27 protein-coding genes are annotated in these 26,888 nt (G+C 57.4%); 12 read left to right on the top strand and 15 right to left on the bottom strand.

Going from position 1 to position 26,888, the window contains the following annotated elements:
* Positions 1-71 precede the first annotated feature (71 nt).
* A complete protein-coding gene (locus tag AO068_RS05360) occupies positions 72-1,799 on the top strand; it encodes a C13 family peptidase (protein WP_058400872.1) in 1,728 nt (575 codons plus the stop codon).
* Between the two features lie 28 nt (positions 1,800-1,827).
* The gene (locus AO068_RS05365; RefSeq protein WP_058400873.1) at positions 1,828-2,469 is read left to right on the top strand and encodes an oxidoreductase; all 642 of its coding nucleotides are present in this window, start codon (positions 1,828-1,830) and stop codon (positions 2,467-2,469) included.
* A gap of 119 nt (positions 2,470-2,588) precedes the next feature.
* Here AO068_RS05365 and AO068_RS05370 read toward each other — a convergent pair whose 3' ends face one another.
* From AO068_RS05370 to mpl, 3 genes are read right to left on the bottom strand one after another with little or no spacing between them, the layout of a single operon-like run.
* Positions 2,589-2,873, bottom strand: coding sequence for a YceK/YidQ family lipoprotein (locus AO068_RS05370; RefSeq protein WP_058407841.1), 285 nt, complete (start codon positions 2,871-2,873; stop codon positions 2,589-2,591).
* Positions 2,866-3,495 (bottom strand): flavin prenyltransferase UbiX, encoded by a 630-nt coding sequence (ubiX, locus tag AO068_RS05375; RefSeq protein WP_058400875.1) that lies wholly within the window; start codon positions 3,493-3,495, stop codon positions 2,866-2,868. The genes AO068_RS05370 and ubiX overlap by 8 nt, the downstream gene beginning before the upstream one ends.
* Complete coding sequence (gene mpl / locus AO068_RS05380; RefSeq protein ID WP_058407842.1) at positions 3,492-4,841, bottom strand: UDP-N-acetylmuramate:L-alanyl-gamma-D-glutamyl-meso-diaminopimelate ligase; 1,350 nt, start codon at positions 4,839-4,841, stop codon at positions 3,492-3,494. Before mpl ends, ubiX begins: the two co-directional genes overlap by 4 nt.
* A 225-nt stretch (positions 4,842-5,066) precedes the next feature.
* Between mpl and exaC the strand changes: the two genes are divergently transcribed.
* The 10 genes from exaC (at position 5,067) to AO068_RS05430 (ending at position 15,182) form a co-directional block, all read left to right on the top strand.
* Positions 5,067-6,587 (top strand): acetaldehyde dehydrogenase ExaC, encoded by a 1,521-nt coding sequence (gene exaC, locus AO068_RS05385; RefSeq protein ID WP_004666377.1) that lies wholly within the window; start codon positions 5,067-5,069, stop codon positions 6,585-6,587.
* A gap of 574 nt (positions 6,588-7,161) precedes the next feature.
* Positions 7,162-8,556 carry an ethanolamine ammonia-lyase subunit EutB gene (locus AO068_RS05390; RefSeq protein WP_002551875.1) on the top strand — a complete coding sequence of 465 codons (1,395 nt, stop codon included), beginning with the start codon at positions 7,162-7,164 and terminating at the stop codon, positions 8,554-8,556.
* Positions 8,553-9,416 (top strand): ethanolamine ammonia-lyase subunit EutC, encoded by an 864-nt coding sequence (gene eutC, locus AO068_RS05395; protein ID WP_058407843.1) that lies wholly within the window; start codon positions 8,553-8,555, stop codon positions 9,414-9,416. Before AO068_RS05390 ends, eutC begins: the two co-directional genes overlap by 4 nt.
* An 83-nt stretch (positions 9,417-9,499) precedes the next feature.
* The gene (locus AO068_RS05400; protein WP_058407844.1) at positions 9,500-9,958 is read left to right on the top strand and encodes a GNAT family N-acetyltransferase; all 459 of its coding nucleotides are present in this window, start codon (positions 9,500-9,502) and stop codon (positions 9,956-9,958) included.
* Between the two features lie 191 nt (positions 9,959-10,149).
* On the top strand, positions 10,150-10,797 hold the full coding sequence (locus tag AO068_RS05405; RefSeq protein WP_058407845.1) for a DedA family protein: 648 nt from the start codon (positions 10,150-10,152) through the stop codon (positions 10,795-10,797).
* A gap of 3 nt (positions 10,798-10,800) precedes the next feature.
* Complete coding sequence (locus tag AO068_RS05410) at positions 10,801-11,610, top strand: zinc-dependent peptidase (protein ID WP_058407846.1); 810 nt, start codon at positions 10,801-10,803, stop codon at positions 11,608-11,610.
* 110 nt (positions 11,611-11,720) lie between these two features.
* Complete coding sequence (gene ppa, locus AO068_RS05415) at positions 11,721-12,248, top strand: inorganic diphosphatase (RefSeq protein WP_002551870.1); 528 nt, start codon at positions 11,721-11,723, stop codon at positions 12,246-12,248.
* Between the two features lie 358 nt (positions 12,249-12,606).
* Complete coding sequence (locus AO068_RS05420; RefSeq protein WP_058407847.1) at positions 12,607-13,338, top strand: LexA family transcriptional regulator; 732 nt, start codon at positions 12,607-12,609, stop codon at positions 13,336-13,338.
* 505 nt (positions 13,339-13,843) lie between these two features.
* Positions 13,844-14,914 carry an alpha/beta fold hydrolase gene (locus AO068_RS05425; protein WP_058407848.1) on the top strand — a complete coding sequence of 357 codons (1,071 nt, stop codon included), beginning with the start codon at positions 13,844-13,846 and terminating at the stop codon, positions 14,912-14,914.
* 52 nt (positions 14,915-14,966) lie between these two features.
* Positions 14,967-15,182: a helix-turn-helix domain-containing protein gene (locus AO068_RS05430; RefSeq protein ID WP_058407873.1), complete on the top strand. Its 216-nt coding sequence runs from the start codon at positions 14,967-14,969 to the stop codon at positions 15,180-15,182.
* A gap of 92 nt (positions 15,183-15,274) precedes the next feature.
* Here the strand turns inward: AO068_RS05430 and AO068_RS05435 are convergent, their stop codons facing one another.
* From AO068_RS05435 to AO068_RS05490, 12 genes are all read right to left on the bottom strand, one after another.
* Positions 15,275-16,126 carry an alpha/beta fold hydrolase gene (locus AO068_RS05435; protein ID WP_058407849.1) on the bottom strand — a complete coding sequence of 284 codons (852 nt, stop codon included), beginning with the start codon at positions 16,124-16,126 and terminating at the stop codon, positions 15,275-15,277.
* A complete protein-coding gene (locus AO068_RS05440) occupies positions 16,126-18,405 on the bottom strand; it encodes an autotransporter family protein (protein WP_058407850.1) in 2,280 nt (759 codons plus the stop codon). The genes AO068_RS05435 and AO068_RS05440 overlap by 1 nt, the downstream gene beginning before the upstream one ends.
* Positions 18,406-18,597: 192 nt before the next feature.
* Positions 18,598-19,641, bottom strand: coding sequence for a WavE lipopolysaccharide synthesis family protein (locus AO068_RS05445; RefSeq protein ID WP_058401240.1), 1,044 nt, complete (start codon positions 19,639-19,641; stop codon positions 18,598-18,600).
* Positions 19,642-19,686: 45 nt separating this feature from the next.
* The gene (locus AO068_RS05450) at positions 19,687-20,292 is read right to left on the bottom strand and encodes a hypothetical protein (protein WP_058407851.1); all 606 of its coding nucleotides are present in this window, start codon (positions 20,290-20,292) and stop codon (positions 19,687-19,689) included.
* On the bottom strand, positions 20,289-22,064 hold the full coding sequence (locus tag AO068_RS05455) for a hypothetical protein (RefSeq protein ID WP_057402873.1): 1,776 nt from the start codon (positions 22,062-22,064) through the stop codon (positions 20,289-20,291). Before AO068_RS05455 ends, AO068_RS05450 begins: the two co-directional genes overlap by 4 nt.
* 3 nt (positions 22,065-22,067) lie before the next feature.
* Complete coding sequence (locus AO068_RS05460; RefSeq protein ID WP_058401238.1) at positions 22,068-22,388, bottom strand: hypothetical protein; 321 nt, start codon at positions 22,386-22,388, stop codon at positions 22,068-22,070.
* On the bottom strand, positions 22,385-23,116 hold the full coding sequence (locus tag AO068_RS05465) for a glycosyltransferase family 2 protein (protein WP_058401237.1): 732 nt from the start codon (positions 23,114-23,116) through the stop codon (positions 22,385-22,387). Before AO068_RS05465 ends, AO068_RS05460 begins: the two co-directional genes overlap by 4 nt.
* Positions 23,113-23,751, bottom strand: coding sequence for an HAD family hydrolase (locus AO068_RS05470; RefSeq protein WP_058401236.1), 639 nt, complete (start codon positions 23,749-23,751; stop codon positions 23,113-23,115). Before AO068_RS05470 ends, AO068_RS05465 begins: the two co-directional genes overlap by 4 nt.
* 7 nt (positions 23,752-23,758) lie before the next feature.
* Positions 23,759-24,373 carry a hypothetical protein gene (locus AO068_RS05475; RefSeq protein ID WP_058407852.1) on the bottom strand — a complete coding sequence of 205 codons (615 nt, stop codon included), beginning with the start codon at positions 24,371-24,373 and terminating at the stop codon, positions 23,759-23,761.
* Position 24,374: 1 nt separating this feature from the next.
* Complete coding sequence (locus AO068_RS05480) at positions 24,375-25,136, bottom strand: glycosyltransferase family 2 protein (RefSeq protein ID WP_058401234.1); 762 nt, start codon at positions 25,134-25,136, stop codon at positions 24,375-24,377.
* Between the two features lie 58 nt (positions 25,137-25,194).
* Positions 25,195-25,899, bottom strand: a complete 705-nt coding sequence (locus tag AO068_RS05485; RefSeq protein WP_058407853.1) for an ABC transporter ATP-binding protein — start codon at positions 25,897-25,899, stop codon at positions 25,195-25,197.
* Positions 25,896-26,672: an ABC transporter permease gene (locus AO068_RS05490; RefSeq protein WP_058407854.1), complete on the bottom strand. Its 777-nt coding sequence runs from the start codon at positions 26,670-26,672 to the stop codon at positions 25,896-25,898. Before AO068_RS05490 ends, AO068_RS05485 begins: the two co-directional genes overlap by 4 nt.
* Positions 26,673-26,888: the final 216 nt, after the last annotated feature.

Raw genomic sequence — 26,888 nt, forward strand, 5'->3', positions numbered from 1 at the left:
GCGGTCGTGCCCCATAACATTTGCTCAAGCAGAGCCGGGCCCGCCCCTGAATCATTCTTCCGGGATCTCACATGCGCGCGCTCGCTCCACTGGCTTTGACACTCTTGATCGCAGGCTGCGGTGATGGCGAATCAATTTTGCCACCCGACGGCCGTCTGTCCGATGGCGGGCGCTATCGCGGCGATCTGGTCAACGGCGTATTACAGGGCCAGGGGCGTATCGACTACCCCAACGGCAGTTGGTACGCAGGTCAGTTCGAAAACGGCCTGCGCCAAGGCCAGGGTGAGTGGCACGCCAGCAACGGCGACGTCTACAAGGGTGGTTTCGAGCAAGGCCTGTTCAACGGTCAGGGTCGATTGACGACCCGCAATGGCGCAAGTTATGTCGGCAACTTCAAACTCGGGCTGCGCGACGGCGAAGGCACTCAGAAAGACAAGGGCGTGCTTTATCGCGGTCAGTTCAAGGCAGGCCTGTACGACGGCCCCGGTCGCCTTGAGCTGGAAGACGGCAGCCAGCACCAGGGCATGTTCGCCAATGGCAAGGCCAACGGCGAAGGTTCGCGCAGTGACGCCAGCGGTAATCAATACAGCGGTAATTTTGTCGACGGTCAATTGCAGGGCACCGGCAGCTTCACCAGCGCTGATGGCGATCAATACGTCGGCAACTTTCGCAACAGCCAGCTCGACGGCAAGGGTCGCTATGAAAATAGCGACGGCGACGTCTGGAGCGGTGATTTCAAGGAAGGCGCGCTGACCGGCAAAGGCGAATTGATCGGTTCTGACGGCAGCCGTTATCAGGGCGACTTCGACAACTGGCGTTTCATGGGTCAGGGCCAGCTGCAACTGGCCGACGGCAGCCGCTATGTCGGCCAGTTCGCCGATGACACCTATCAGGGCGACGGCGTGCTGATCTCCCCGGACGGTAAGGAGCAGCGTGGTATCTGGGCCAATGGCCAACGGGTGCGCGACGCCAAAGGCAAACTGCTGCCTGACGCGCTTGAAGCAGGGCTGCTGGTACAAGGCACCCTGCTGGAGAAAGCACTGGCCGCAGTCCCTGCGTCAACGCCCGCCACCGAGCTTTACACCCTGGTCGTGGGCGGCGACGGCAAGCAAAGCGTGTTCATGCGCGAGGCAGACTATGTCAGCAACCTGCTGAAGTCGCGCTTTGGAGCCGTCGGGCAGGTCAGTCTGGTCAATCATCGCGACCACATGGATGACCGGCCAATGGCAACCCGCGAGACCATCTCCCGCGCAGTCCAGACACTCGCGCAGCGTACCGGCCCGGAAGACCTGATCTTCATTTACCTGACCAGCCACGGCACCCAGGACCATGAACTGGTGCTGGACCAGCCGCGCCTGTCGCTGGCCGACCTGCCCGCTGATGCCCTCGCCGCGGCCCTTGCGCCGCTGAAGAATCGTGACAAGATCGTGGTGATTTCGGCCTGCTATTCCGGTGGTTTCATTCCAGACCTGAAAGATGAACGCACGTTGATCATGACCGCATCACGCGCCGACCGCGTTTCATTCGGCTGCTCGGAAGAGGCTGACTTCACTTACTTTGGCGATGCACTATTCGCCAGGGCATTGGTCGAAACCGATGACCTGCAACACGCTTTCAACGAAGCAAAAGCCTATGTTGCCCAACGTGAGAGCGAAGACAATTTCGACGCCTCCGAACCGCAGATATGGGCACCGAAAGGAGTTCTGGCGCGCTGGCAGCAGTTGCGCAAAAGCCAGGCCGAACGCGCTTTGAATACGGCGTTGAACCGCACGGAAGCGAAGACCTCGACTAGCCACTAGGCTATCAGTGTATGAAGGGAGAACGATTATGTATCTGACGCCGCAACACATCCTGCTTGCAGGGGCCACCGGCCTGACGGGCGAGCACTTGCTTGACCGCCTGCTCAACGAACCGACAGTCAGCCGCGTGCTGGCACCAACGCGTAGGCCGTTGGCAGAACACCCGCACCTTGAAAACCCGGTTGGCGAGCTGAGCACACTGCTGCCAACGCTGGCTGGCCGTGTAGACATCGCGTTCTGCTGCCTGGGCACCACGATCAAGCAGGCAGGCTCGCAGGATGCGTTCAAGGCGGTTGATCTGGAGCTGGTCACAGCGTTCGCCAAACGTGCGCGAGAGCTGGGTGCGCGCCACTTGCTGGTAATCAGTGCGATTGGTGCAGACCCCAAGTCCAGCACCTTCTACAACCGTATCAAAGGCGAGATGGAACAGGCATTGCGCGCGCAGGACTGGCCGCAACTGACTATCGCCCGCCCTTCCCTGCTGGTAGGCAGCCGCACCGAAACCCGCTGGGTCGAGCAACTGGCAGCCCCCATCGCCAAACTGATCCCCGGTAAATATGGCGCTATCGAAGCCTGCCAACTGGCCCGCGCCATGTGGCGCCTGGCGCTGGAAGAGCAGAATGGCGAGCGTATCGTCGAGTCGGATGAACTGCGCAAGCTGGGCAAGTAAATGATGGTCGCCGGGGCCAAGCGCTGATCGTTCCCGCGCTCCGCGTGGGAATGCAGTTCGTGACGCTCTGCGTCACCCAAGGGAGCCTTACCCGATAGCCCAGGTGTCGCTCCGGCCCCCTAAAGCCCGCCCGTAGCCTGAACCCCGAAGCCGGCCGCCGTCAGCAATGACAGCGGCAGCAGCAGGGTGTCGAGCAGCGCACTGCCCGGCAGATCGAGACCCGGATAGCTCGGCGCTTCGGCACCGAAACGGTCAGCAGCACAGCAACCACCCTGCAGCGCATACATATTCAACCGCGTGCCTGCATACACCACCGGCGCGCCAGGTTTGGCCGCATTGAGCGTGCGCGCGGTGGCGCAGCCGGTCAGCGTCAGCGCAAGCGCTACCAGCAGCAGCTTACTCATCGCCGCCAATGTGGTGCTCGCCCCAACGCGGCAGCATGTCCTGAGGGATATTCAGCAGATTGAGAATCCGCGCGACGACAAAGTCCACCAGGTCGTCGATGGTCTGCGGCTGATGATAAAAGCCCGGAGATGCAGGCAGAATCACCGCGCCCATGTTCGACAGCTTGAGCATGTTCTCCAGATGAATGCTGGAATACGGAGCCTCGCGGGGCACCAGAATCAATTGCCGACGCTCTTTCAAGGTGACGTCGGCAGCGCGCTCGATCAAATTGTTGCAGGCCCCGGTGGCAATTGCCGACAGCGAACCGGTGGAGCATGGCACCACCACCATCGCGCTGGGCGAACCAGAACCTGACGCCACTGGCGACATCCAGTCGTCACGACCATAAACGCGTATCTGACCGGCAGACGCGCCGGTGTACTCAGTCAGAAACGCCTGCATCATCATCGCCTTGGGTGGCAGACGCACATCAGTCTCGGTGGCCATCACCAACTGTGCTGCCTTGGAAATCAGGAAGTGCACCTCCCGGTCCTCACGCACCAGGCAATCCAGCAAGCGCAGGCCATATTGCGCGCCGGAAGCGCCGGTCATCGCAACCGTAACGCGCTCCGGGCCGCTCATTTCAGCGCCTCGGCCAGTTTGCCGTGCAGGCCGCCAAAGCCGCCGTTGCTCATGATGACGATATGCGTGCCGTGCTGCGCCTGGCTATGGACTCGCGCGATGATTGCTTCAAGCGAATCACATACCGTCGAGGGTACGCTGCCTCCTGCGACCGTAGCCGCCAGGTCCCAGCCAAGATTGGGCGGGGCATACCAGACCACCTGATCTGCCTGACTCACGCTTTCCGGCAGACCGTCGCGGTGCGCGCCAAGCTTCATGGAATTGGAACGCGGCTCGATAACGGCAATGATCGGCGCATCACCGATTTTCTTGCGCAGGCCATCCAGCGTGGTGGCAATGGCTGTCGGGTGGTGAGCGAAGTCATCATAAATAGTGATGCCGCGCACCTCGGCAACCTTTTCCATGCGCCGCTTGACGCTCTTGAAGGCGCTGAGTGCCTGCACGCCCAGCGAAGGCACAACGCCCACGTGGCGAGCAGCCGCCAGCGTTGCCAGGGCATTGGCCACGTTGTGCTGACCGGTCATGTCCCACTCGACCGCGCCCTGTAGCTCGCCTTCGAACAGCACTTCAAAACGCGAACCGTCTTCACTCAACAGCCGCGCCTGCCACTGACCGCCTTCGCCAGTGGTTTGCACCGGCGTCCAGCAGCCCATCTCGATGACCCGCGACAACGCAGGCTCGGTGGTCGGATGAATCACCAGGCCTTCGCTCGGAATGGTACGCACCAGATGGTGGAACTGGCGTTCGATGGCCGGTAGATCCGGGAAGATGTCGGCATGATCGAACTCAAGGTTATTGAGGATCGCAGTGCGCGGGCGGTAATGAACGAACTTGGAGCGCTTGTCGAAAAACGCACTGTCGTATTCATCGGCCTCGACCACGAAGAACGGGGTGTCGCCCAGACGCGCCGACACGGCGAAATTCTGCGGGATGCCGCCGATCAGGAAACCAGGGCTCATGCCGGCATGTTCCAGCACCCAGGCCAGCATGCTGCTGGTGGTGGTCTTGCCGTGCGTGCCGGCCACCGCCAATACCCAGCGGTCTTGCAGCACATGGTCAGCCAGCCATTGCGGGCCGGACACATACGGCAAGCCTTTATTCAGGACGTATTCAACCGCCGGGTTGCCACGCGACAGCGCATTGCCGACCACAACAAGATCAGGTGCCGGGTCCAGTTGCGCAGAATCGTAACCCTGGGTCAGCTCGATGCCCTGGGCTTGCAGTTGGGTGCTCATCGGCGGATAGACGTTGGCGTCGGAGCCGGTGACCCGGTGCCCCGACTCTTTGGCGAGCACCGCCAGAGAACCCATGAACGTGCCGCAGATACCAAGGATATGAATATGCATGACCAACCTCTCAGAACATCTGCGCAGGTTAACGTAGGGACGGTGAAATGGCACCCTGAGTTTGTCCGCTGCATTGCCTGCACAAGCCATTTCAATGCCGGGCAGATAAGCCTAAAGTCCTAGCCACGGCCGGATGCAATTGGCCTATTCTTGAACGCTTATTGCCAGATACCCGAAAGCAGAATCGACACAGACTCCCTCACAACAAGAACCAGGAGACATATCATGCGTTACGCTCATCCCGGTACCGAAGGCGCTATCGTCAATTTCAAGGAACGCTACGGTAACTATATCGGCGGCGAGTTCGTCGCACCGGTCAAAGGCCAGTACTTCACCAACACCTCACCCGTGACCGGCAAGGCCATCGCCGAATTCCCGCGCTCCACTGCCGAAGACATCGAAAAGGCCCTCGACGCTGCACACGCAGCCGCTGCAGCCTGGGGCTCGACCTCAGTACAGGCCCGCTCGCTGGTGCTGCTGAAGATTGCCGATCGTATTGAAGCCAATCTCGAAGTCCTGGCCATCACCGAAACCTGGGACAACGGCAAAGCGATCCGCGAAACCCTCAACGCTGATATTCCGCTGGCCGCCGATCACTTCCGCTACTTCGCTGGCGTGCTGCGTGCGCAGGAAGGCAGCGCTGCCGAAATCGACGGTAATACTGTTGCCTATCACATTCATGAGCCGCTGGGCGTGGTCGGGCAGATCATCCCGTGGAACTTCCCGCTCCTGATGGCCGCCTGGAAACTCGCACCGGCGCTGGCTGCCGGTAACTGCATCGTGCTCAAACCTGCAGAGCAGACCCCGCTGGGGATCAGCGTGCTGATCGAACTGATCGGCGATCTGCTGCCTCCCGGCGTGCTGAACATCGTGCAGGGTTATGGTCGCGAGGCAGGCGAAGCGCTGGCCAGCAGCAAGCGCATCGCCAAAATCGCTTTCACCGGCTCGACCCCGGTCGGCTCGCACATCATGAAACTGGCGGCGGATAACATCATCCCGTCCACTGTGGAACTGGGCGGCAAGTCGCCGAACATTTTCTTCGAAGACATCATGAGCGCCGAACCAGAGTTCATCGACAAGGCTGCCGAAGGCCTGGTGCTGGCGTTCTTCAATCAGGGCGAAGTCTGCACATGCCCGTCCCGCGCACTGGTGCAGGAGTCGATCTATCCACAGTTCATGGAAGCGGTGATGCGCAAGGTCGAGAAGATCAAGCGCGGCGACCCGCTGGACACCGACACAATGGTCGGCGCTCAGGCATCCGAGCAACAATTCGACAAGATTCTTTCGTACCTGGACATCGCCAAGGGCGAAGGCGCCGAGCTGCTGACCGGCGGCAAGGTCGAGAAGCTGGAAGGCAGCCTGTCCACCGGCTACTACATCCAGCCGACGCTGCTCAAAGGCAACAACAAGATGCGTGTGTTCCAGGAAGAAATCTTCGGCCCGGTGGTCAGCGTCACGACCTTCAAGGACGAAGCAGAGGCTGTGGCCATCGCCAACGACACCGAGTTCGGCCTGGGCGCAGGCTTGTGGACCCGCGACATCAACCGCGCCTACCGCGTGGGCCGGGCGATCAAGGCCGGGCGAGTCTGGACCAACTGCTACCACCTGTACCCGGCCCACGCCGCATTCGGTGGCTACAAGAAGTCCGGCGTCGGCCGCGAAACCCACAAAATCGCGCTTGAGCACTATCAACAGACCAAAAACCTGCTGGTGAGCTACGACACCAACCCGTTGGGTTTTTTCTAGGCCCGTTGATTGTCCGACTATCGTTACCACGCTCCAGCGTGGTAACGCCGTTCTGGACGCTCTGCGTCCGATCCTGAATGCACGGGGTCAGCACGATAGTCGCCTCAAGATGTTCATCGTTCCCATGTTCCGCGTGGGAATGCCTTTCTGGACGCTCTGCGCCCAATCCTGAATACGCGGGGTCAGCACGAGCTTGTGACGCAAAGCGTCACGAACTGCATGCCGACGCGGAGCATCGGCACGATAGTCGTCTCAGGATGTTCATCGTTCCCATGCTCCGCGTGGGAATGCCTTTCTGGACGCTCTGCGTCCAATCTCAAATGCGCGGGGTCAGCACCATAGCCGTCTCAAAAAGCATCGCGCACCAACCCTGTGCATCGCGCCTTGGCATCGCGCCTTGGCGTGATGCATCTTTGCTCTGAATCCCCTGTTCATGGTTGCAAACTCGCACTCCCGGCCGGGATGGAGTATTAATTGCTTGCATCGCTTCCCACAGTCGTTTGAACCGGGACGTCACCGGTTCACCCGAAAGACTACGTCCGACGCAAACAGCGCGACGTCATGGAGAATCTGTATGGCGAGCTTTTCCCATTCTGTCGGTGCGCAGACGTACCGCTTCGACAGCCTCAAAGAAGTAATGGCCAAGGCCAGCCCCGCGCGCTCCGGTGATTATCTGGCCGAGGTTGCGGCGCAAAGCGACGGCGAGCGCGTTGCAGCGCAGATGACGCTGGCGAATATTCCGCTCAAGCACTTTCTTGAAGAAGCCCTGATCCCGTACGAACAGGACGAAGTCACCCGGCTGATCATTGATACCCACGACAAACTGGCGTTTGCCCCGGTCAGCCATCTGACGGTCGGCGGCTTTCGTGACTGGCTGCTCAGCGAGCAGGCCGATGAAACCAGCCTGCGCGCCTTGGCTCCCGGCCTGACACCGGAAATGGCCGCTGCCGTGTCGAAAATCATGCGCGTGCAGGACCTGGTTCTGGTGGCACAGAAGATCCGGGTGGTGACGCGCTTTCGCAACACCATGGGCCTGCGCGGGCGGTTGTCGACACGCCTGCAACCCAACCACCCCACCGATGACCCGTCCGGCATTGCCGCCAGCGTGCTCGACGGCCTGCTGTACGGCAATGGCGATGCCATGATCGGTATCAACCCGGCGACCGACAGTACCTCGTCCATCGTCGCCTTGCTGGAAATGCTCGACGCCATCGTCCAGCGCTATGAAATCCCGACCCAATCCTGCGTGCTGACCCACGTCACCACATCTATCGAGGTGATAAACCGTGGCGTACCGGTGGACCTGGTGTTCCAGTCGATCACCGGCACCGAGGCCGCCAACGCAAGCTTCGGCATCAGCCTCAAACTGTTGCAGGAAGGCTACGAAGCGGGCCTGAGCCTGAACCGCGGCACCCTCGGAAAAAACCTGATGTACTTCGAGACCGGGCAAGGCAGCGCGCTGTCGGCCAACGCGCATCACGGCGTCGACCAGCAGACCTGCGAAACCCGCGCCTATGCCGTCGCCCGGCATTTCAACCCGTTCCTGGTCAACACCGTGGTCGGTTTCATCGGCCCCGAGTACCTCTACAACGGCAAGCAGATCATCCGCGCCGGTCTGGAAGATCACTTCTGCGGCAAGCTGCTGGGTGTGCCGATGGGCTGCGACATCTGCTACACCAACCACGCAGAAGCCGATCAGGACGACATGGATACCCTGCTGACGCTGCTGGGGGTCGCCGGGATCAACTTCATCATGGGTATTCCCGGCTCGGACGACATCATGCTCAATTATCAAACCACCTCGTTCCACGACGCGCTGTATGCCCGGCAAAGCCTGGGCCTGCGTCCCGCACCGGAGTACGAGGCCTGGCTGGAGAAAATGGGCATCTTCACCCAGACCGACGGCCGCGTCCGCTTCGGTGACAGCCTGCCGCCTGCGTTCCGCCAGGCACTGGCGCACCTCGCATGAGTGATCAGCCGATGAACGAAATACAAGACAACGCCGCACCAGCCAATCCCTGGCTGGAGCTACGCCGCCTGACCTCCGCACGCATCGCGCTGGGGCGAACCGGCACCAGCCTGCCCACCTCCGCGCAGCTCGACTTTCAAGCGGCGCATGCCCAGGCGCGCGATGCCGTGCATCTGGCCTTCGATCATGCCGCGATCAGCGCGCAACTGACCGAGAAAGGTCGTGAAACCATTTTGCTGCACAGCGCTGCTGCCGACCGCGACAGCTACCTGCAACGCCCGGACCTGGGCCGACGCCTGAATGAAGAGTCTGCGCAGGCACTGCGCGAGTACGCGGCGGCTCATCCGGGCGGTCTCGATCTGGCGGTAGTGGTCGCCGACGGTCTGTCAGCCCTGGCCGTGCATCGACATGCAGTGCCTTTTCTCACTCGCCTGGAGGAGCAGGCAAACGCCGAGGGCTGGTCCCTGTCGCCAGTGATAATGGTCGAGCAGGGCCGCGTCGCCGTGGCTGACGAGGTGGGCGAACTGCTTGGCGCGAAAATGGTAGTGATCCTTATTGGCGAGCGCCCGGGCCTAAGCTCACCGGACAGTCTGGGGCTGTATTTCACCTACGCGCCGAAGGTCGGGCTGAATGATGCGCACCGCAACTGTATTTCCAACGTGCGCCTGGAAGGCTTGAGCTATGGCATGGCAGCCCATCGGCTGCTGTACCTGATGCGCGAGGCCTGCAGGCGGCAGATATCGGGGGTCAATCTTAAAGACGAAGCGCAACTGCAGACCCTTGAGTCAGACGGCTCTGCCGAGCATTCAGACAAGCCGATCGGCAATTTCCTGCTCGACGGCCCGGCCGCGCCACATTAGATTGTGCTTTCTAAAGTCGCCGGGCAGGATCGCGTAATCATCCCGGCGCACTGCATCAGCCCATAGGGAAGTTGAGGCCAACCATGCGGATCATCAAAGCGACTCTCGAACACCTTGACCTGCTCTGCCCATTGTTCATCAAGTACCGCGAGTTCTACGGTGAATCGCCGTTCCCGGACTCCTCACGGGACTTTCTCGAAAAACGCCTGCGTCGTGACGAGTCAGTGATCTATCTGGCGCTGGCCAAGGATGACGAGAGCAAACTGCTGGGCTTTTGCCAGCTGTATCCCAGCTACTCATCGCTTTCGCTCAAGCGGGTATGGATTCTCAACGACATCTATGTTGCCGAGGACGCGCGCCGCCAACTGGTCGCCGATCACTTGATGAAACAGGCGAAAAAGATGGCCAAGGAAACGCATGCGGTGCGACTGCGCGTGTCGACCAGCAGCAATAACGAGGTGGCGCAAAAAGTCTATGAATCCATCGGCTTCAAGGAAGATACGCAGTTCAAAAACTACGTGCTGCCCATCAATCAGAACTGATCACCCGCTCGCGCTGATCGGAAGCCAAGCCGCGTCAGCGCGCAACATACTGCTCCAGTCGTCACACATCAAAAACCCAGCGTTTATTCCCAAACCCCTTCTGCGCATTCTGCTTCTATAATGCCGCGCATACTGAACAGTCGTTTCTTCCGCATGCGACCCCGGACAGGGTTCTCGCCTCAGGTGCCTTAATGGATTTCAACCCGCTTGACCTTATTCTGCATCTCGACGTCTACCTTGACCTGTTGGTGACCAACTACGGTACGTGGGTCTACGCGATTCTGTTTCTGGTGATTTTCTGCGAAACCGGGCTGGTGATCATGCCCTTCCTGCCGGGCGACTCGCTGCTGTTCATCGCCGGAGCCGTGGCTGCCGGCGGCGGCATGGACCCGGTCCTGCTGGCCGGGCTGCTGATGCTGGCGGCGATTCTGGGCGACAGCACCAACTACGTTATTGGCCGCACTGCGGGCGAGAAACTGTTCAGCAACCCAAAATCGCGCATCTTCCGCCGCGACTACCTGCTGCGCACCCAGGATTTCTATGAGCGCCACGGCGGCAAGACCGTAACACTGGCGCGTTTCCTGCCGATTATCCGCACCTTCGCGCCATTCGTGGCCGGTGTAGGCAGAATGTCCTATCCGCGTTTCGTGGGTTTCAGCGTACTGGGCTCGGTGATGTGGGTCGGCAGCCTGGTGACACTGGGCTTCTTCTTCGGCAACGTGCCGTTCATCAAGCACAACCTGACCTTGCTGGTACTGGCAATCATCCTGCTGTCGCTGGTGCCGATGATCATTGGTGTGGTTCGCAGCCGTAGCGCGCCTCCGGCAGACGCACGCTGAATCATGTGGTCATTCAGCAACTGGCGCAGGCAGCGTACGCTCGCCAGACACCCGGTTGCTGACGAGCTGTGGCAGAAGGTGCGCGAGCGTCTGCCGATCCTCGATGGCCTGAGCAGCGGGCAGCATGCGCAATTGCGTGACGCCTGCGTGCTGTTTCTGAATGACAAACACCTCAGTGCCCTGCCAGGCGTTGATCTGGATGACGAGCAGCGATTGTTTCTCGCCGCCCAGGCGCAACTGCCTCTGCTGAATCTGGGCGAACTGAACTGGTATCAGGGCTTTCACGAGATCGTGCTGTACCCCGACGACTTCGTCAGCCCGCAGCGCCACCGCGATGCCAGTGGCGTAGAGCACGAGTGGGACGGCGAACACAGCGGCGAAGCCTGGCTGCAGGGCCCGGTGATTCTGGCCTGGCCGGGCGTGTTGAGCAGCGGCGACTGGGATGGCTACAACCTGGTGATCCATGAACTGGCGCACAAGCTCGACATGCTCAACGGCGACGCCAATGGGCTGCCGCCGCTGCACGGCGACATGCAGGTGACCGAATGGGCGAGGGTCATGCAACGCGCGTTCGATGACCTCAATCGGCAACTCGACGAGAACCCTGAGGCGCAAACCATTATCGATCCCTATGCTGCAGAAGACCCTGCCGAGTTTTTCGCCGTGACCAGCGAATACTTCTTCAGCGCACCCGACCTGCTGCACGACAGTTACCCGGCAGTCTACGAACAACTGAAGGCGTTTTACCGGCAAGACACCCTCGCCCGACTGAACCTGCTGTGCCAGCAGGACCCGGCTTACCGGGACAACTGACAACGGCCAAGGCCATGCGTGGCAACCAAAACAGAATATGCCTATAATCCGGACCACTTTTTGGCGGTTCGCGCCAAAATCTGTCTGGTCAACTATGGGGGCAATGCCCAATGAGCTACAGCAAGATTCCGGCAGGCAAAGACCTTCCGAACGACATCTACGTCGCGATCGAAATCCCGGCCAACCATGCGCCGATCAAGTACGAAATCGACAAAGAAACCGATTGCCTGTTCGTTGACCGTTTCATGGCCACCCCGATGTTCTACCCGGCCAACTACGGTTTCATCCCTAACACGCTGGCTGACGACGGCGACCCGCTGGACGTGCTGGTGGTGACGCCTTACCCGGTGTCCCCAGGTTCGGTCATCCGTGCCCGCCCGGTCGGTATTCTGCACATGACTGACGACGGCGGTGGCGATGCCAAGGTTATCGCAGTGCCACACGACAAGCTGTCCCAGCTGTATGTCGACGTGAAAGAGTACACCGATCTGCCAGCCCTGCTGCTTGAGCAGATCAAGCACTTCTTCGAGAACTACAAGGATCTCGAAAAAGGCAAATGGGTGAAAATCGAAGGTTGGGGCAATGCTGACGCTGCCCGCGCCGAGATCACCAAATCGGTTGCAGCGTTCAAAGGCTGATCACTGATCTGGCGTTTCAGGGCACGCCACACACGTGCCCTGAAACACGCTTGACCCCTTCCCTGCCGCTGCTCCCCGCCAATACCGTTCCTTGAAACACACCCATCCGTTTTTTTTTGCAGCGCACACGTTTAAAAATGCGTTCGACTTTTAGGCGCTCGATAAACAGTTCGTTAATGCCCGTATAGCAAGGGTAAACGCCCGGTACGTCGTTTAGCCAAAAAAGCGCTATTACGGAATCTGCCTACACGATATTCATTCAATCCGTAGTCCGGATAGCCGCCCCCCCCTTGGGATAACGTCGATCTCAACACCTCGTTCATTTAAACGCCCAAGCGACGTCCGTAGACTTCGCTCTATGAATACATCAGGTGATCGACTCCGCATCCTCCTTCGGGAGTGCCATCTCACAGCGACTGACTTTGCGGCCAACCGCAAAATCACGCCGCAACACGTCAATAACTGGTTCAAGCGTGGCGTGCCCATGGCGCGGATTGATGAGGTGGCTGAACTGTTAACCGTAAACGCACGCTGGCTGCGCACGGGCGACGGGCCCAAACATCCCAATGAATCGGCCAATGAAAACACCGGTGACGACACCCGAATGGTCATCCAGCAGACCAGAAACGTCCTGCGCGGCGATGTGGAAATTCAGATCTACACGGAGGTTGAATCCACTCATGGCGTCGGCAAAACCGTCCTTTCCGAAGCCCCTGGGCAAAAAATCCGCCTGCCCGTGCAAGTTCTGCAAACCATGGGCATCGACCCGAAAAACTGCATGTGTGTCGCTATGGTCGGCAACAGCATGGCCGACAAGATCCAGGACGGCTCGATTCTCGGCGTCGACCGAGAACTGACCCAGGTCATCGACGGCGAAATCTACGCCCTCGAGCACGGCGGCATCCTGCGCGTGCGCTACCTCTACCGCCTGCCCAACGGCGGCCTGCGCCTGCGCAGCCATAACGACGCCGAATACCCGGACGAACTGTTCAGTGCCGAAGACATCGACCGGGAGAAAATACGGATTCTGGGCTGGATATTCTGGTGGTCGACACTCAACAGTCGGCGCAATGCGATGCTGCTGTTGTGAGGCGGTTGGGTTTGAAAGGCATTCGGGCTGGGCATTGGCGGAGAATTTCAGTATTCTGTGCGCCATCCAGAGCACCTGACGCAGTCATGCGATGCGGTGTTTGAATGGGGCATGTGATCCGTTTGCCCTGTTGTCTATTCGCGCTTCTGTAAGAGGCGCACCTGTTGAAGGTGATTGCGGTCTATCAAAAATAGATCGGAACCGCCTACGAGAAGCCGGCCACAAGCCGGCTTTTTATTTGTCCGAAATAAACCTGCCTTGTCGCCCGATCACGTGCGGCTGCTTTTCGCGTGCACCCAAGTCATAGGCACAGTGGTGCGGCGATGTTAAATACTGTTAATAAAAAACAACTTCACATAATCTGATCAATCGGAGAATATTCGTCCAACGCGCATGACGCACTGAAAAAACAGCGTTGCGGGAGTTGAAGGCGCGTGAGGTTACGCACACCCCGGCTGGCGATTGGCACAGGGGCTCATAAAATAAAAATAACAGGATACTTTCCATGCAACGTTTCAGTTCCCTGCCTGTGCTCGGGCTGTTGTTGTCCCTGTCTTTTATCGTCCCTGCCGCGAGCGCCGCGCCGTTACCGGCCGCAACCGAAGGCGACTGGATCGCCCCGCAATTCACCTTCCATACAGGTGAAAAACTCGACAACCTGAAACTGCACTACATCACCCTGGGCGATCCAAAGAACCCCGCCATTCTCTACCTTCACGGCACCTACCGACCTGGCAGCGATGTGTTGAGCAAGGATTTTGGCGGCGAGCTGTTTGGCCCGGGCCAACCGCTGGACGCAAACAAGTACTACATCATTTCCACCGACGGCATCGGCGTGGGCCAGTCAAGCAAACCCTCTGATGGCCTGCGCACTCAGTTTCCCGCGTACAACTACACCGACCTCGTTCAAGCCCAGTATCGGCTGGTGACCGAAGGCTTGGGGATCAAACACCTGAGGCTGGTCATCGGCAACTCCATGGGGGGTATGCAAACCTGGATGTGGGGCGAGACCTGGCCGCACATGATGGATGCGCTGGTGCCGATGGCTTCGCAACCGACTGAAATGTCGTCACGCAACTGGATGATGCGCCGCTTGTTAGTGGAATCGATCAAGCAGGACCCGGCGTGGAACAACGGCAACTACACCGTACAACCAGCGTCCTTGCGCTTGGCCAACGCGATGTTCAGCGTTGGCACAAGTGGTGGCAACCTGGCTTATCAGGTCGCCGCACCGACTCGGGCGCAAGCCGACAAACTGGTAGATGAGCGCCTTAACGCCCCGCAAACCGCCGACGCAAACGACTTCATCTACCAATGGCAATCATCTGCCGACTACAACGCGGCTCAGGGACTGAATAAAATCCAGGCCCCGGTGCTCGTCATCAATTCGGCGGACGATGAGCGCAACCCACCGGAAACAGGCCGGCTGGAGGCGTCCATGAAAGAGCTCAAGCATGCGCGGCTGCTGCTCATTCCGGCCAGCGTTGACACCCGTGGCCACGGCACAACCAGCATGGCGAAGTTTTACAGCAAGGAGCTGGGACAATTTATGCAGGAGACTGAAAAGGCTCGCTAGATTGGCTGGCGGCGTGCGGCTCCGCGCAGCCTTCGTCAGGGCTACAGGCGCTATAGCGTTGCTTGATCTTTTGCTGGAAGCGCGCAGCGCAGCCGGCATGACGCAAAAAGAATTGGCCGTCAGGCTAGGGCGACCGCAGTCATTTGTCTCAAAGACCGAGAACGCCGAGCGCAGGCTCGATGTCATTGAGTTCATGGATGTCTGTCGGGGGATCGGGACTGACCCGTATGCGCTGCTCAGTAAGCTGGACTCTATGGCTCGCCTGTAATCGACAATCGCGAAGCTTTGCTGGATGAGCGCTTGCATAAAAAATGACTCATAGCGATTCAATGCAGTGCGTTTTGGTCAGCTGTAGGACTCTCACGGACACACATCTACGTCCCGTCCTCTCCACAGCTTCCAGACCTCCTCCCAACCGTCTTCATGACTCGGACCCGAGACAATAACCAGCTGACTGCACGCACCGTTGCCTAGCTGCTTGATGTAATGCCTTGCCAGTTCAGTCGGGATCATTTCGTCACGCGTTCCCGACAAGTGACGCTGAGGTATCAATGCCAGGCGCTGAATGTAATCGAGTGGGTCCAACGAGCCATTGAGAGGCGAAAGTCCTTTTAGTTCTGTCCACTGGTTCGGGGCGAGATTGCCAGCGATGGTCTGAATCAGGGTGATGTCGTTTCGTTGTCCCGCCAGTAGCAACGCGAGGGTTGCGCCGCCTGAATAACCAATCAGCTCGAACTCGTTATTACCGTAACGTTGTTTCATCTGGTCCAGCGCGCTGCTGAGGCTGGTGACCACTGCCTGGGAGAAACGGCGATTGGTCCAAAGGGCAGCGCTGCAGGCCGGGGCTGTGATGAATTGACAAGGTCGCGCCAGATAGACGTTGGGAGTCGGGTCGTTGATTGCCAGTCCAGGCACCAGCAAGTTACGCGGGCTCGGCTCGAGACTGGGTTGAGTGGCAGTGGCCCAGGCATGGCCGTCGCCTTCCAGATAGACTCGTAGGCGAGTTGTTCTGAAGGTATCTGGCGGCAATAGCGCCGCCAGCGGAAAGGGCTGTACCGGCAGAACCTGCATCTGTCGGCCGTGCTGGTCCGCCAGTTGCTGCAGGGCTGCACGTGGCGACTGACAACCCGTCACAAAAACGCTCAACAGCAACGCTATCAAGACGGGAGGAATACCGCCCCAGCGCTGCTGACCGGGACGGTGATCTCTCATCAGAAGTCGTAACGCACTTTTGCAGAGAACACATCGGCATCGAAGCCCGATTTACCGATGTAGTCGTAGTTGACGCCCAGTGTGACGGCACCCAGTTTGTAATCGGCACCCACACCCGCTTCGTAACTGTCACGTACGGCTTTGGCACCGCTGGTCACAAACGGCGTACTGCCGAGCAGAAAGGTCGATGTGCTCTGTGCTTCGTCGGCGGCGAAGTCGTGGTAAGCCATCAGTTTGGCTTGTGGCTCCAGCGTTCCTGCGCCCACGAGGAAACTGCCAGCCACGCGCATGCCTGCGCCCAGCTCAATGGTTTCATAACGCTGGTCTTCAACCTTTAACGCAGCCGACGAGCCTTTCTCACGGTAGCCGTCGATGTTCACTTGGCTGTAACGCGCCGCCAGACGTGGTTCGACCAATACTTGCGGGGTGACGTGATAGGTGTAGCCACCCACCAGATTCAGGCCCAGCAGGTCACTGTCGTAATCTGCCTTGGCACGCGTACCTGCAATGCTGCGTTTGCCCTGGTTGTCGTTGAGGCCGTAAGTCAGGCTTGTATCGACAAAGTAATTGCCTTGTTCGAAGCCGCTGTACAGCGTGAATGCATGGCTATCGACTTCGGTCTTGTTGCCACTTTTGCCATTCACGTCGGTATTGATGAAGCTGTACGCCAACCCCAGCGTCAGGTTGTCGTTGAGCTTGCCGTCAGCGCCCACCGCGACTCCGCTGCTGTACGCGTTATAGCCAGCAATTCCGTCACGCTGGCCTTGAGTGGCGTCGCTGTAGAGCGACTGGACCCAAACCCCGGCATTCTTGAAACCTTCGCCAGAAGACGCGCCGCGTATCGAGCTGGTGCGGCTGCCCGTTACGTTGCTGATCAGACCCTGGCTGGTAGTAGCGGCGCTTCTGGCCCCGCCGTTGACCTCCGGCGACAGCTGCGAGGCCAGCTTGGCAAGCTGCCCGCCGTCAGCGTTCAGCAAAAGCTGTTTGAACGCATCACTGTCGTTCAGCTTACTGATGATGCTGTCGCCGGTCAGGTTGACCAGTGTGGTCTGTTCATTAACTGAACCGCCGTTGTTGGCAACTACCTGAGCGACCTCTTCCTTGCCCTTGGCGGTGACCACAGCCACAACGTCTTTGCCGTCAACGGTATAGCTGTCGATTTTAAGCAGCGCCGAGGTACTGACTACATCCAGTTTGCCAGCAGGATCGACCGCGCGCCCATCCTTGGTCAGCAGCTCGATCTTGCCTGCTTCGATAAGCGTGTAAGCAGTGCCGTTGGCATTGAAGTCGTCACCCTTGGCCGCGAGCTTTACTTGCGCTCCCGGTTCGAACTGAGTGGTCCCGGTAACTTTCAGTACCGCAGTTTTAGCATCAGTGGCCTTACTCAGATTCAGACCGAGCGCCGAATTGCCGTCAACATAAAGATCGCCGTTAATGCTGCTGTGTGCGGACTCGAAAGTCATGGTAGTAGGACTGTCGGAGGTGCCGCCAACGTAAACCGATCCGCCGCTCTTCAGGCGAATGTTGTAGCCGTCTTTACGGCTGTCAGTACCCGTGAAGGAAGTATCCCCCTCCAGCTCGATATTGCTCACGTCGATCAGGTTACCGACAACGACGCTGCCCTTTCTCAGGATCAGCTCGACCGGACGATTGCTTCCAGAAGCGTCGATGGCCCTGTCAGCAGAAATGATCGAACCTTCGTTATAGATATTGAAGTCGCCCCGTTCGATGTACCAAGGCTGAGCGCCGATCATAGAGAATTTGGTGGTGCCCATCACGATAGCAGCGCTCTCGCCACGGATCGTCCCGGTGTTGGTTATGTCCGCACTATTGCCTATCATGGTGGCCCCGTCGATTCGAAGACCTTGAGACCCCGCGCCGCTAGCGGAGAGGCTGCCATGGTTTTCGAAGAATTTCAGGCTCGTGGCGACGTCCAGGGCCGTCGCGCCTTGACCGGAAACTTCAACCAGACCGTGGTTGATGACGTTGCCGTTGATCTTACCGCCCTCCAGGCTGATGCCTTTGGCTCCTTCACCACTGGCAAAGGTGCCGGAGCCACTGATGTTCCCGTTGAGGATAAGGTTCTTTTCAACGGTCGAACCACTTAGCTGAATCGCATCTTTAACCGCACTCCCCGCATAGGCACCGTTGATCTCAAGATTGCCGGTATGGGTCTGACGCTCGCTTTTGTAGCCAGCGTTGGTCAGTTGGACTGTTTCAGCAAAAGCCGGAACGGCAGTTGCAGCCACAGCCATGGCGAGAAGGGTCTTGCGAAACATCACAGAGTTCACGATTCATTCCTTATGTTGGGGGCGCTGCCATGCTTGGCGAGAACCTGCCGCAGCAAAAAGTGGCGATTGGCCACACAGAAGAGCGCGGCGAGAATAAAGTAACCGACTTGAAATAACATCAACTATTATCGGCACAATCGCACTTCGCTAAAGTTGTGCAAGTGCTCGGGGTCGGGATGGCTAGACCCGATAGGACTCCGCATGCGCTACCTTCCTGAGCGTGCGCCAGTACGAGCGAACGCGCTTGGCAAAGGTCGGCGAGCTGCTGAACAGCACGATGGTCGCAAAGGACACCCACCAGCCGGGCCGCAGGCAGGTCAGCAAGTACTGATTGAGCCATATGCGCGCTATTCTCAGCCTGTAGCGCTTCGGATCAAGACCCTGCAATTGCTCTATCGCGGAGGCCTTGTAGAGTGTGCTCAATACGCGGCGACTGGTTAGAAAGCGTTCCGGGAAGTCTACGCCAGCCTCGGAGTGATTCAGGACTCTGAAGTTGCGCCTCAAGACGTTGTCCCATAACTTCAGATTGCTCAGCCCTACCTCGCAAGGTCGTCCAAGCCGGGCGTCAATGCCCTTCCTGCGCATGACACCCAGCATCAGCGCCTGCTCGGTCACCAGGCGCGCAGACGTGTAGCCAATGAAGTTGCCAAACGGGTTGCGAGACGGCTTGTCATTGAAAAGCGCGTCCCTTTCGAATAGTGGTTGCTCCCACATGGCGAGCATCGCATCACGCGTGCCGAACTGAACAAGGTCCGATATGTGGAACAACATCGGTAACCGTTCAGGGTCACGAATGTAGAGCGTCGTGGTGGTAATGGGCGTCTCGAACAGCCGTGTTTCGCCAGACTCGGCATCATCTGGCTGACCTATGACAGCCAGTGCAGGGCTGGTCAGGTTGTGGTCGGCGCGCATCTTCATGACATACGGTCTTGAGGCGGCTTGAATACCGCACAACGTCGATCGCAGCATGCGATTGATGTTGATCTGATTACCGGCATCGTCGACGAAGGCACCCGGATCATCCGACATGATGAGCTGATCCACCTCAACCGCAGAGGTATCTTCATGACGCCAGGTAGAGACGATAACCTCGGCATGCGGCAGGTGCGCCCTGACCGATGCGATACAGGCGAAGATATTCCGCTGGGGGCTCAGGTTGCGATAAAGAGGCCCTTGGATAACCACGCTGATTTTTCTGGAATCAACGGCCACAAGATGAGGCATGTTCTTAACCTTTAATGGGAGATGACGACAAGAAAAACAGATCAGTCAGGTGAATCTCGCAGCACGCCGAAAAACGCGCAGGAAGAGACGATGCATTCGACGCAGGACTCCGGCCAGCATTGGCAGGCTGATCAGCACCGTCTCAAGACGAGTGACCATGAATAACCTCCCGATTTGAGCCGAATGAGCTGCGGCTGTTGTGCTTGAAGGCAGGTTATTGAACGACGCATTGAGGGTTCGCGAATAGATACCCAGGTGCATGGCAGGCACCATGATCACGATGTTTCGGTTTCGAAGCCTTGGGCTCAAATAGTTGTAGCGAGCCATTTTCTGGATGAAGTCCATGCAGGTAGCCGAGTCATGCTGACCAAAATCAATCAGTACCCATGCGCTCTCGACTTTATCCATATGAAGCGCAACGCTGTTCGCCACGATGCCGCTCAGGCCATTCTCGTGAAGGAAGTCTTCCAGACTGAACTGGACGTGGTCCGTCGATAGATCGCTGATGGGCAGTTCGGTCAGGTTGTAGCGGTCATCGATGACAACCACCGGGATAGTCTTTCTATACGCGTGCTGGATGTGGGACAGCTGACAGATCAGCTCATGACTGGCCGGCCTGGGGCTCAAATGAGACACGACGAATATCTTCATTTTGAACCTCTGGCATAGGACTTGAAGGGAGTGGAGTTGTAGATAGCCTTCACCGCAGCCCACACGCTTTCAAAATAGAAGATTTTCCCGTTGTTTCTGTAAGTACGAACCGCCGAAATCAAAATACCCGGGAGCGACAGGAGGTGGTGGTGAAAGTAATCATCCTGCTGACGAACAAACCATGCCTGCGTACTGCGTTGACGCAACATATTGCGCACTTCACAGCTCTGGGTGATCAGCGTCTGCTTGGCCAGCACAGGGTCTGCAAGGAAGCGATTGACCAGAAACGCCTGTCGGGTTTGTGTTAGCTGATCGAACAGCATCAGCCGCTCGAAATCAGCAAGAAACTCTTTGACTGCGTCGATATCATTTCTGAACGAGGACTGTTGAGCGATGTGATCGATCAGTTCAATCCAGGCTCGGACAGAGATGCAATCAAGACCGGTTGGAATAATGACCGCCGACGGATTGGCCAGGTATTTGTCAGCGAATTGCCGCAATCTGACCAGTGCGGTCTCGGCAGACAGGTTCAAAAGAGGTTTCTTTTTCAGCAGGGACACATAACAAGGCCCGGATATTCCGAGACATCCGTCAACGGATTCGACCGAAGCCTTGCCTCCCAGCAGTGCTCGGGAGGTCACTGACTGAGTGATACCGAAAGGGTTTATACGGTTCGGAATACCCGCTCGGGACGCTCGTAGCGCATGCTCGATGTCTTCGTATTCCACCCAGTGCAGAGACTCGTCCAGAGGGCAGGCATTCCACACATCCTTACGGCAAATATAGAGGCTGCCTGTGGGGTAACTGGCGTCGCTGTTGTGGCGCATCGGGCTGGCGAAACAGAACCCGGTCCGGTCAACTTCCGAGAATACTGACGGGGCAATAGCCTGCGCATTACCGCTGGTACGGTGCAGCCCCAGCAGTCCCTGCGCAACTTGCTCCATGGCCATGCCGTAATCCGAATAGCGGCGAGGGTGCATACTGAGCCGATTGTCGAAAAACATGCTTTGCAGTGTCATCAACGGATAGCGCGGACCAAAGCGACGTACGATTTCTCCAAAATTCCTGGGCAGAAATACGCGGTCATGCAGGATCACGAGATTGCTGAATCCAGCCTCCAGAGCGAGACGATTTTTCTTCTTGCAGATCTGCACTGGCGGAGCGGTAATGTCCTGCCCCACGAGGCGGACCTTGTCGAAATAGGCGAAGTTGCTTCCCGGTGTGCCGCACAGAAGTATCTCTTTGCGCGGAACATCGATTTCCAGAATGCGCTTCACTACCGCATTCAGAACCGTGGCGTCTCCTGGCCCTACAGGAAGGCAAAAGCTCCAGCCATCAAGATCGTCATCGGATTCCGCCGCCAGCCTTGCGACCTTTTTGTAGGTGACAGAGGTGGCCGAGCGTTCGATTACCTTGAGTGATCCGGCAAAATATTCACGGTCCAGATAGCACTCAAACTCAGTGTCTTCGATAACTGTAATCTTCTCGCCAACATTCAGAAAGTGGGCACCGTCCCACAGCAGCAGTGGCGCCAGCGGTGAATCACTCTGGACACCATAAAAGCAGTAACTACCCGCGCCATACATGGATAACGGACGCTGGGCGGCATGCAGGTTTTTGATTACCCGCTCCGGCTTGCGAAACGGATGGGCGCGGAACGAAACAAAACCTGAACATTCATGGGGCAGCAGCAGGCCCACCGGAAGGTTACGCAGGCTGCCCGCTGCCAGGTAACCAAGGCTTGGATGGTGCTGGAGATGAGTAGTTTTCATGGTTCAGACGACGTACTTGTCGGCAAGCGCGCCGGGCACCTTAACGACAACGGTGGTTGCATCAGTGAGCGCTTCGAACGCCGTAATGTCCCCCGGCTCCAGAACAATGATGTCGCCTGCATGCCAGACCTGATCGCGCATGTTGACGGACCCGGAAATGAGCACGGTGATCTCGGTGGCAACCCTGTGGTAATGGGCTGCTTCCTTTTCGCCTGCCGTGTAAGTCTTGACCCCGACCTCACAGGACTCGGTACTGAAAGCAGCAGGCTCGAAGCCGCCCACAAACCAGCCTTTGACCATGTCTTGCAGTCTTGCCGTTTTCATCGCATTTCTCCTGCTTCGAAAGCGTGAAGCTGACTATTGGTTTTCAGCGGCCGGTACTGATTGGGTTCGATCCGGTAGGCACCGATCCTTTTCTGTAACAGCACCAGCTCATTGAGGGCGGGTGCTATGTAGAAGTTGTCATTGACCCTGGCATCCTTGCGAATCATCTCTTTCGCCGCCGCCACGAACAGCGAGCCGGATTTGAACCAGTACACACCTGCAATGGCGTGGGGACTGATCGGATTTTTTTCGGCTGCTTCAATGACCCGGCAGTTGCTATCCAGACGTGCGAATGAATAGCGAGGGTGCAGTGAATTGAAGATAACCACGCCGGCATCTTCATCGTTGTCCCGAAACGCACGCACGGCGTCACGCAGCTCTATATCCAGAAAATCACTGACACTGAGAATCAACAACTCATCATCGTTGTCGATTTGCCCGCTCACCAGAAGTGCCGTGCAGGCGGCACCCCGGGTGACTTTGTTAATGGGCAGAACACTGGCCGCAGGGTGCATTTGCTGGACCATGTTGCGAAGGTGCAGCCGAGTGACATCGTCATTCGAGAATGTGCAGATGATCCTGCGCGGCTCAAGCGCAGCACAGTTGTCGATCAGCGTGTGGATCAGTGGCTTGCCATTGCATTCGCACAGATATTCGGGGTACTCGCCGTCGTCGAGCGACGTCTCTCCCTTCTTTCCCGACAGAAGAATGATGTTCAATGCGCTCACAGGCTAGCCACCTTGTCGACGTTGATCTCATCGACCTTGCCAAGGATGTTATTGAGGTTTACATCGCAGGTTTCAGCCACCACCAGAACATGGGCGCCGGAATCTCTGGCGGCTTTGATACCATTTTCGTTGTCTTCGACGATCAGACACTCTTCGGGCTTCAGCCCCAGTTGCCTGATGGCTTTGGTGTAGATATCGGGAGCTGGCTTGGCATGTTTGACATCCTCGTTGGAGAGCTGCAAATCGAGGTATCGCTCCAGATCTGCCCTGTTCATCATGACCTCCACTGTGTTGCGAATGGAGTTGGATGCAACCGCCAGCTTGTAGCCCATTGTTTTCAACGATGACAACGCGTACTGGTGCACAAACGTCGGCTTGCACTGGGCGTACACGATCTCCATGGTGTACTGCTGCTTCATCTCGTTGATGAATGCGTGCAACGCCACCGGCAGATCGCGCTCGACGCTCAGCATGTCGAGTTTGCGCGAGGTGGGCAGACCGTCGTAGGCGGTGAGGTGTTCATGGCGACTGATGTTGTAACCGAACAGGCCGAGGGCTTTGTTCAGTGCATCGTAATGCCATTCCTTGGCTTCAATGAGGACGCCATCCATATCGAATATCACTGCCTTGATCATGATTGCCTCACTTGAAGAAAGTGGCTGCGTCTGCGGGAATATCAGTGCAAATCGTTAAACCGTTGTGCGCTTCGAGCTCAAGCAATTGCTGCCATAGGCCGCCATGTTCACGCCCGTGCAACTCGGGAGATACCACACACACCTGCTTGCCCTGAGATAGAAGATCGCCAATAACCTGGCTGGAAAACCATTCCCCCTCAAAACCGTCAAGCCAGACACCTGATGCCTGTTCGATCCAGGCTGGGGACGGTTCGACTTCGCTGAGCCGGGTGTAAGTAATGACATTCGCGTGAAAGTAACTGCGCATGTCCGGTACCGCCATATCAAAGGCAAACCAGTTGGTATGACCGTATCGAGCGAAGGTTTTGGCGAGCGCCTGCGCCATGCCATCAGCCTTGATATTGATGGCCAGTGGCAGGTTACGACCCGCCATGATGTCGAGCAGCCCATCAAGCGTCAGCTCGCCGCCGACGGGCATGTCGTGAGAAATAACCAGTTGACCCGCTACATCACGGACATCGGTCTCTGTGCCGAAACCAAGGTCGAATGATCGGTGAAATGCTTCGGGCAAATTGCGCTGCGGCTTTTGCAGCCAGTAGCCGCGATGGCTGATGATGTGCATGTCAGGCCTGTCTTCCCGAGGCTGCCTGCCTGCTCAGCGGCAACGACAGGAATTGGTTCAGGTCTGCCGGTATACCCAGGCCGTACATGCCATGCCCCTCTGCGCCAATACTGTAATGAATCACCTTGGCGCCGCGCCCGATGATCTCGTTGTACGCTGGCGCAACATAGAATTCGCCATTGACGCGAAGATCTTTCATGACCATCGTCTCGATGGCCGATATCAACTGACCTGCATTGCGAAAGTTGTAGATGCCAACAGTGGCTTCGTCAGAGATGACCTCTTTTTCCACTACGCGGGTGATGAGGCCTTCTGCACTGAAGCCCACAAACGACCACTTCGGATCGCTGGCTTTCATCGTCATGATCAAGCCCGCTGCGTCACCCTCGTTCATTGCCTGCAGATAAGCGTTTATGTCCACATCGACATACTGGTCGCTGTTGGCAATCATCACTTGCTGGCTATAGTCGAGCAGGTGCCTGGCGGCATAAACGGAGCACGCGGCGCCCCCCGTCAGCCCACCAAGCTCGACGATGTCGCATCCAGGTGCCCAGGCATTCAGCTTTTCCCTCAGCGAATAGGTTGCGACCTGATCCGCCTGACAGATGAAGATGAATCGGTGCGGACAATCCGGCGTCAGATTGTCAATCACGACCTTGATCATCGGTACACCGTGCACAGGGATCAACGGCTTGGGATCGGTGTAGCCCGCGACCGCAAAGCGACTCCCGGCACCCGCCATCGGAACGATAATTTGCAGCATGAAAATCCCTTTTGAATGGGTAATTTGAAGTTGACGAAGTGGCGCTGACTGCAATGAATCAATAACAACCGTGTTCGATTATCCGGCCACGCTCAAGCGTCAAATAACGCTGACAAAACGCTTTCCCCTCTTCTACCGCGTGAGTAACAAGAATCAGGGCCATGCCGTCATCCTGCAAAGTGCGAATTCGCTCGTGGCATTTGCGTTTGAACTCTTCGTCCCCCACAGCAAGCACTTCGTCAGCCAGCAGGACCTGTGGCTCAACATGAACCGCTACCGAAAAACCCAGCCTCATGTACATACCCGACGAATAGTTCTTGACCGGCGTATCAATAAAGTTTCCAAGCCCGGAAAAATCCACGATCTCGTTGAAACGCGAACGTACTTCCCTGTTACTTAACCCGAACAGGCTGGCATTGAGATAGATATTCTCTTCCCCTGTCAGATCAGGGTGAAAGCCCACACCGATTTCTATTAAAGGGGCTACACGGCCCACCGTAGTCAAACGTCCGCTGGTGGGAACAAGAATGCGTGAAACCAGCTGCAACAGCGTGCTTTTACCTGAACCGTTATGCCCCACAAGTGCAAGCGATTCCCCCTTATGCAAGGTGAACGACACGTCGCTGACTGCCATGAACGTTTCGGCATGCTCACGGTGTCGAACATCGAACAGACCTAGAAACTTGCTCTTCAAACCGCCCCTGTTGTGGCGAAGGGTGAACTGTTTGGTGAGGTTTTCTGCCTTTATGACGACACGGCTCATAAATACTCCACCACGTCGTCGACCTTCCTGAATATGAGCAGGCCGGCAAGCAACGACGCGGCCCCCATTAACACGCAAAGCAGCAGATCGCGGGTGTCTGGAACGACCCCGGTATGCAAAATGCTGCTGAAACTATCGAAATAAAGGGCTACCGGATTGTAGGCCGCTATGCTGGCGATACCTTCGGGCAGCGCGGAGGTGACCCACACAATTGGCGTCAACCAGAACAGCAAGGGCAGAAATACGTCGATGAAGTGTTTTGCATCCCTCACCGTTACCTGAATGATGCTAAGCGCCAGACCGAACCCCATGATGAGCGCCATGAACGCAATCAGTACAATGGGATAAAAAAACAGCGCGCGTGAAAACACACCACCCAGCATGGGGAATAACAATACATACACGAGCATGCAGCCCGCCCAGAATACAGCAATCGACAATGCTCCGGAGACGGGTAGCAATATACGCGGGAAGCGTAACTTCCGAATGAGGTTGCCATTATTGATGAGCCATTCCCCGCTCTGTGAAACTATTTGTGCCAGAAGCATCCAGTGGACGACACCCGTTACCAGATGAAGCGCAAAGCGGTCCTGATTGCTGGGCAGGATATAGGTGAAGACCGTGTAATACGTAAGTGTAACAACCAGCGGATTTCCCAATGACCAAACGAAGCCCAACGTCGCCCCCATGTAACGGATTTTAATTTCCTTGGACACAAGATTGATGATCAGGTCACGCCATTTTATAAAGCTTGTGCTGCGAGATGACGACATACGGTATCCAGCTATTGACAGGTAGATCAGAGAACGATTTTGACAATCAAGATCATAAATGGATAACCTTATGGCCTCATGCTGCGGGCATATGTTCTCTTCTTTCATAGAGTTACAGCTATAGGGCGACGCCTTAGTTACTGTAGGAATATTCCACAAACTACCGGCGGCAGCTAAATGGCCCTTTCGAGGCCTCGCCACGCTCGATCAGAATCG

The organism is Pseudomonas sp. ICMP 3272, assembly GCF_001466905.1.
Lineage (GTDB): Bacteria > Pseudomonadota > Gammaproteobacteria > Pseudomonadales > Pseudomonadaceae > Aquipseudomonas > Aquipseudomonas amygdali.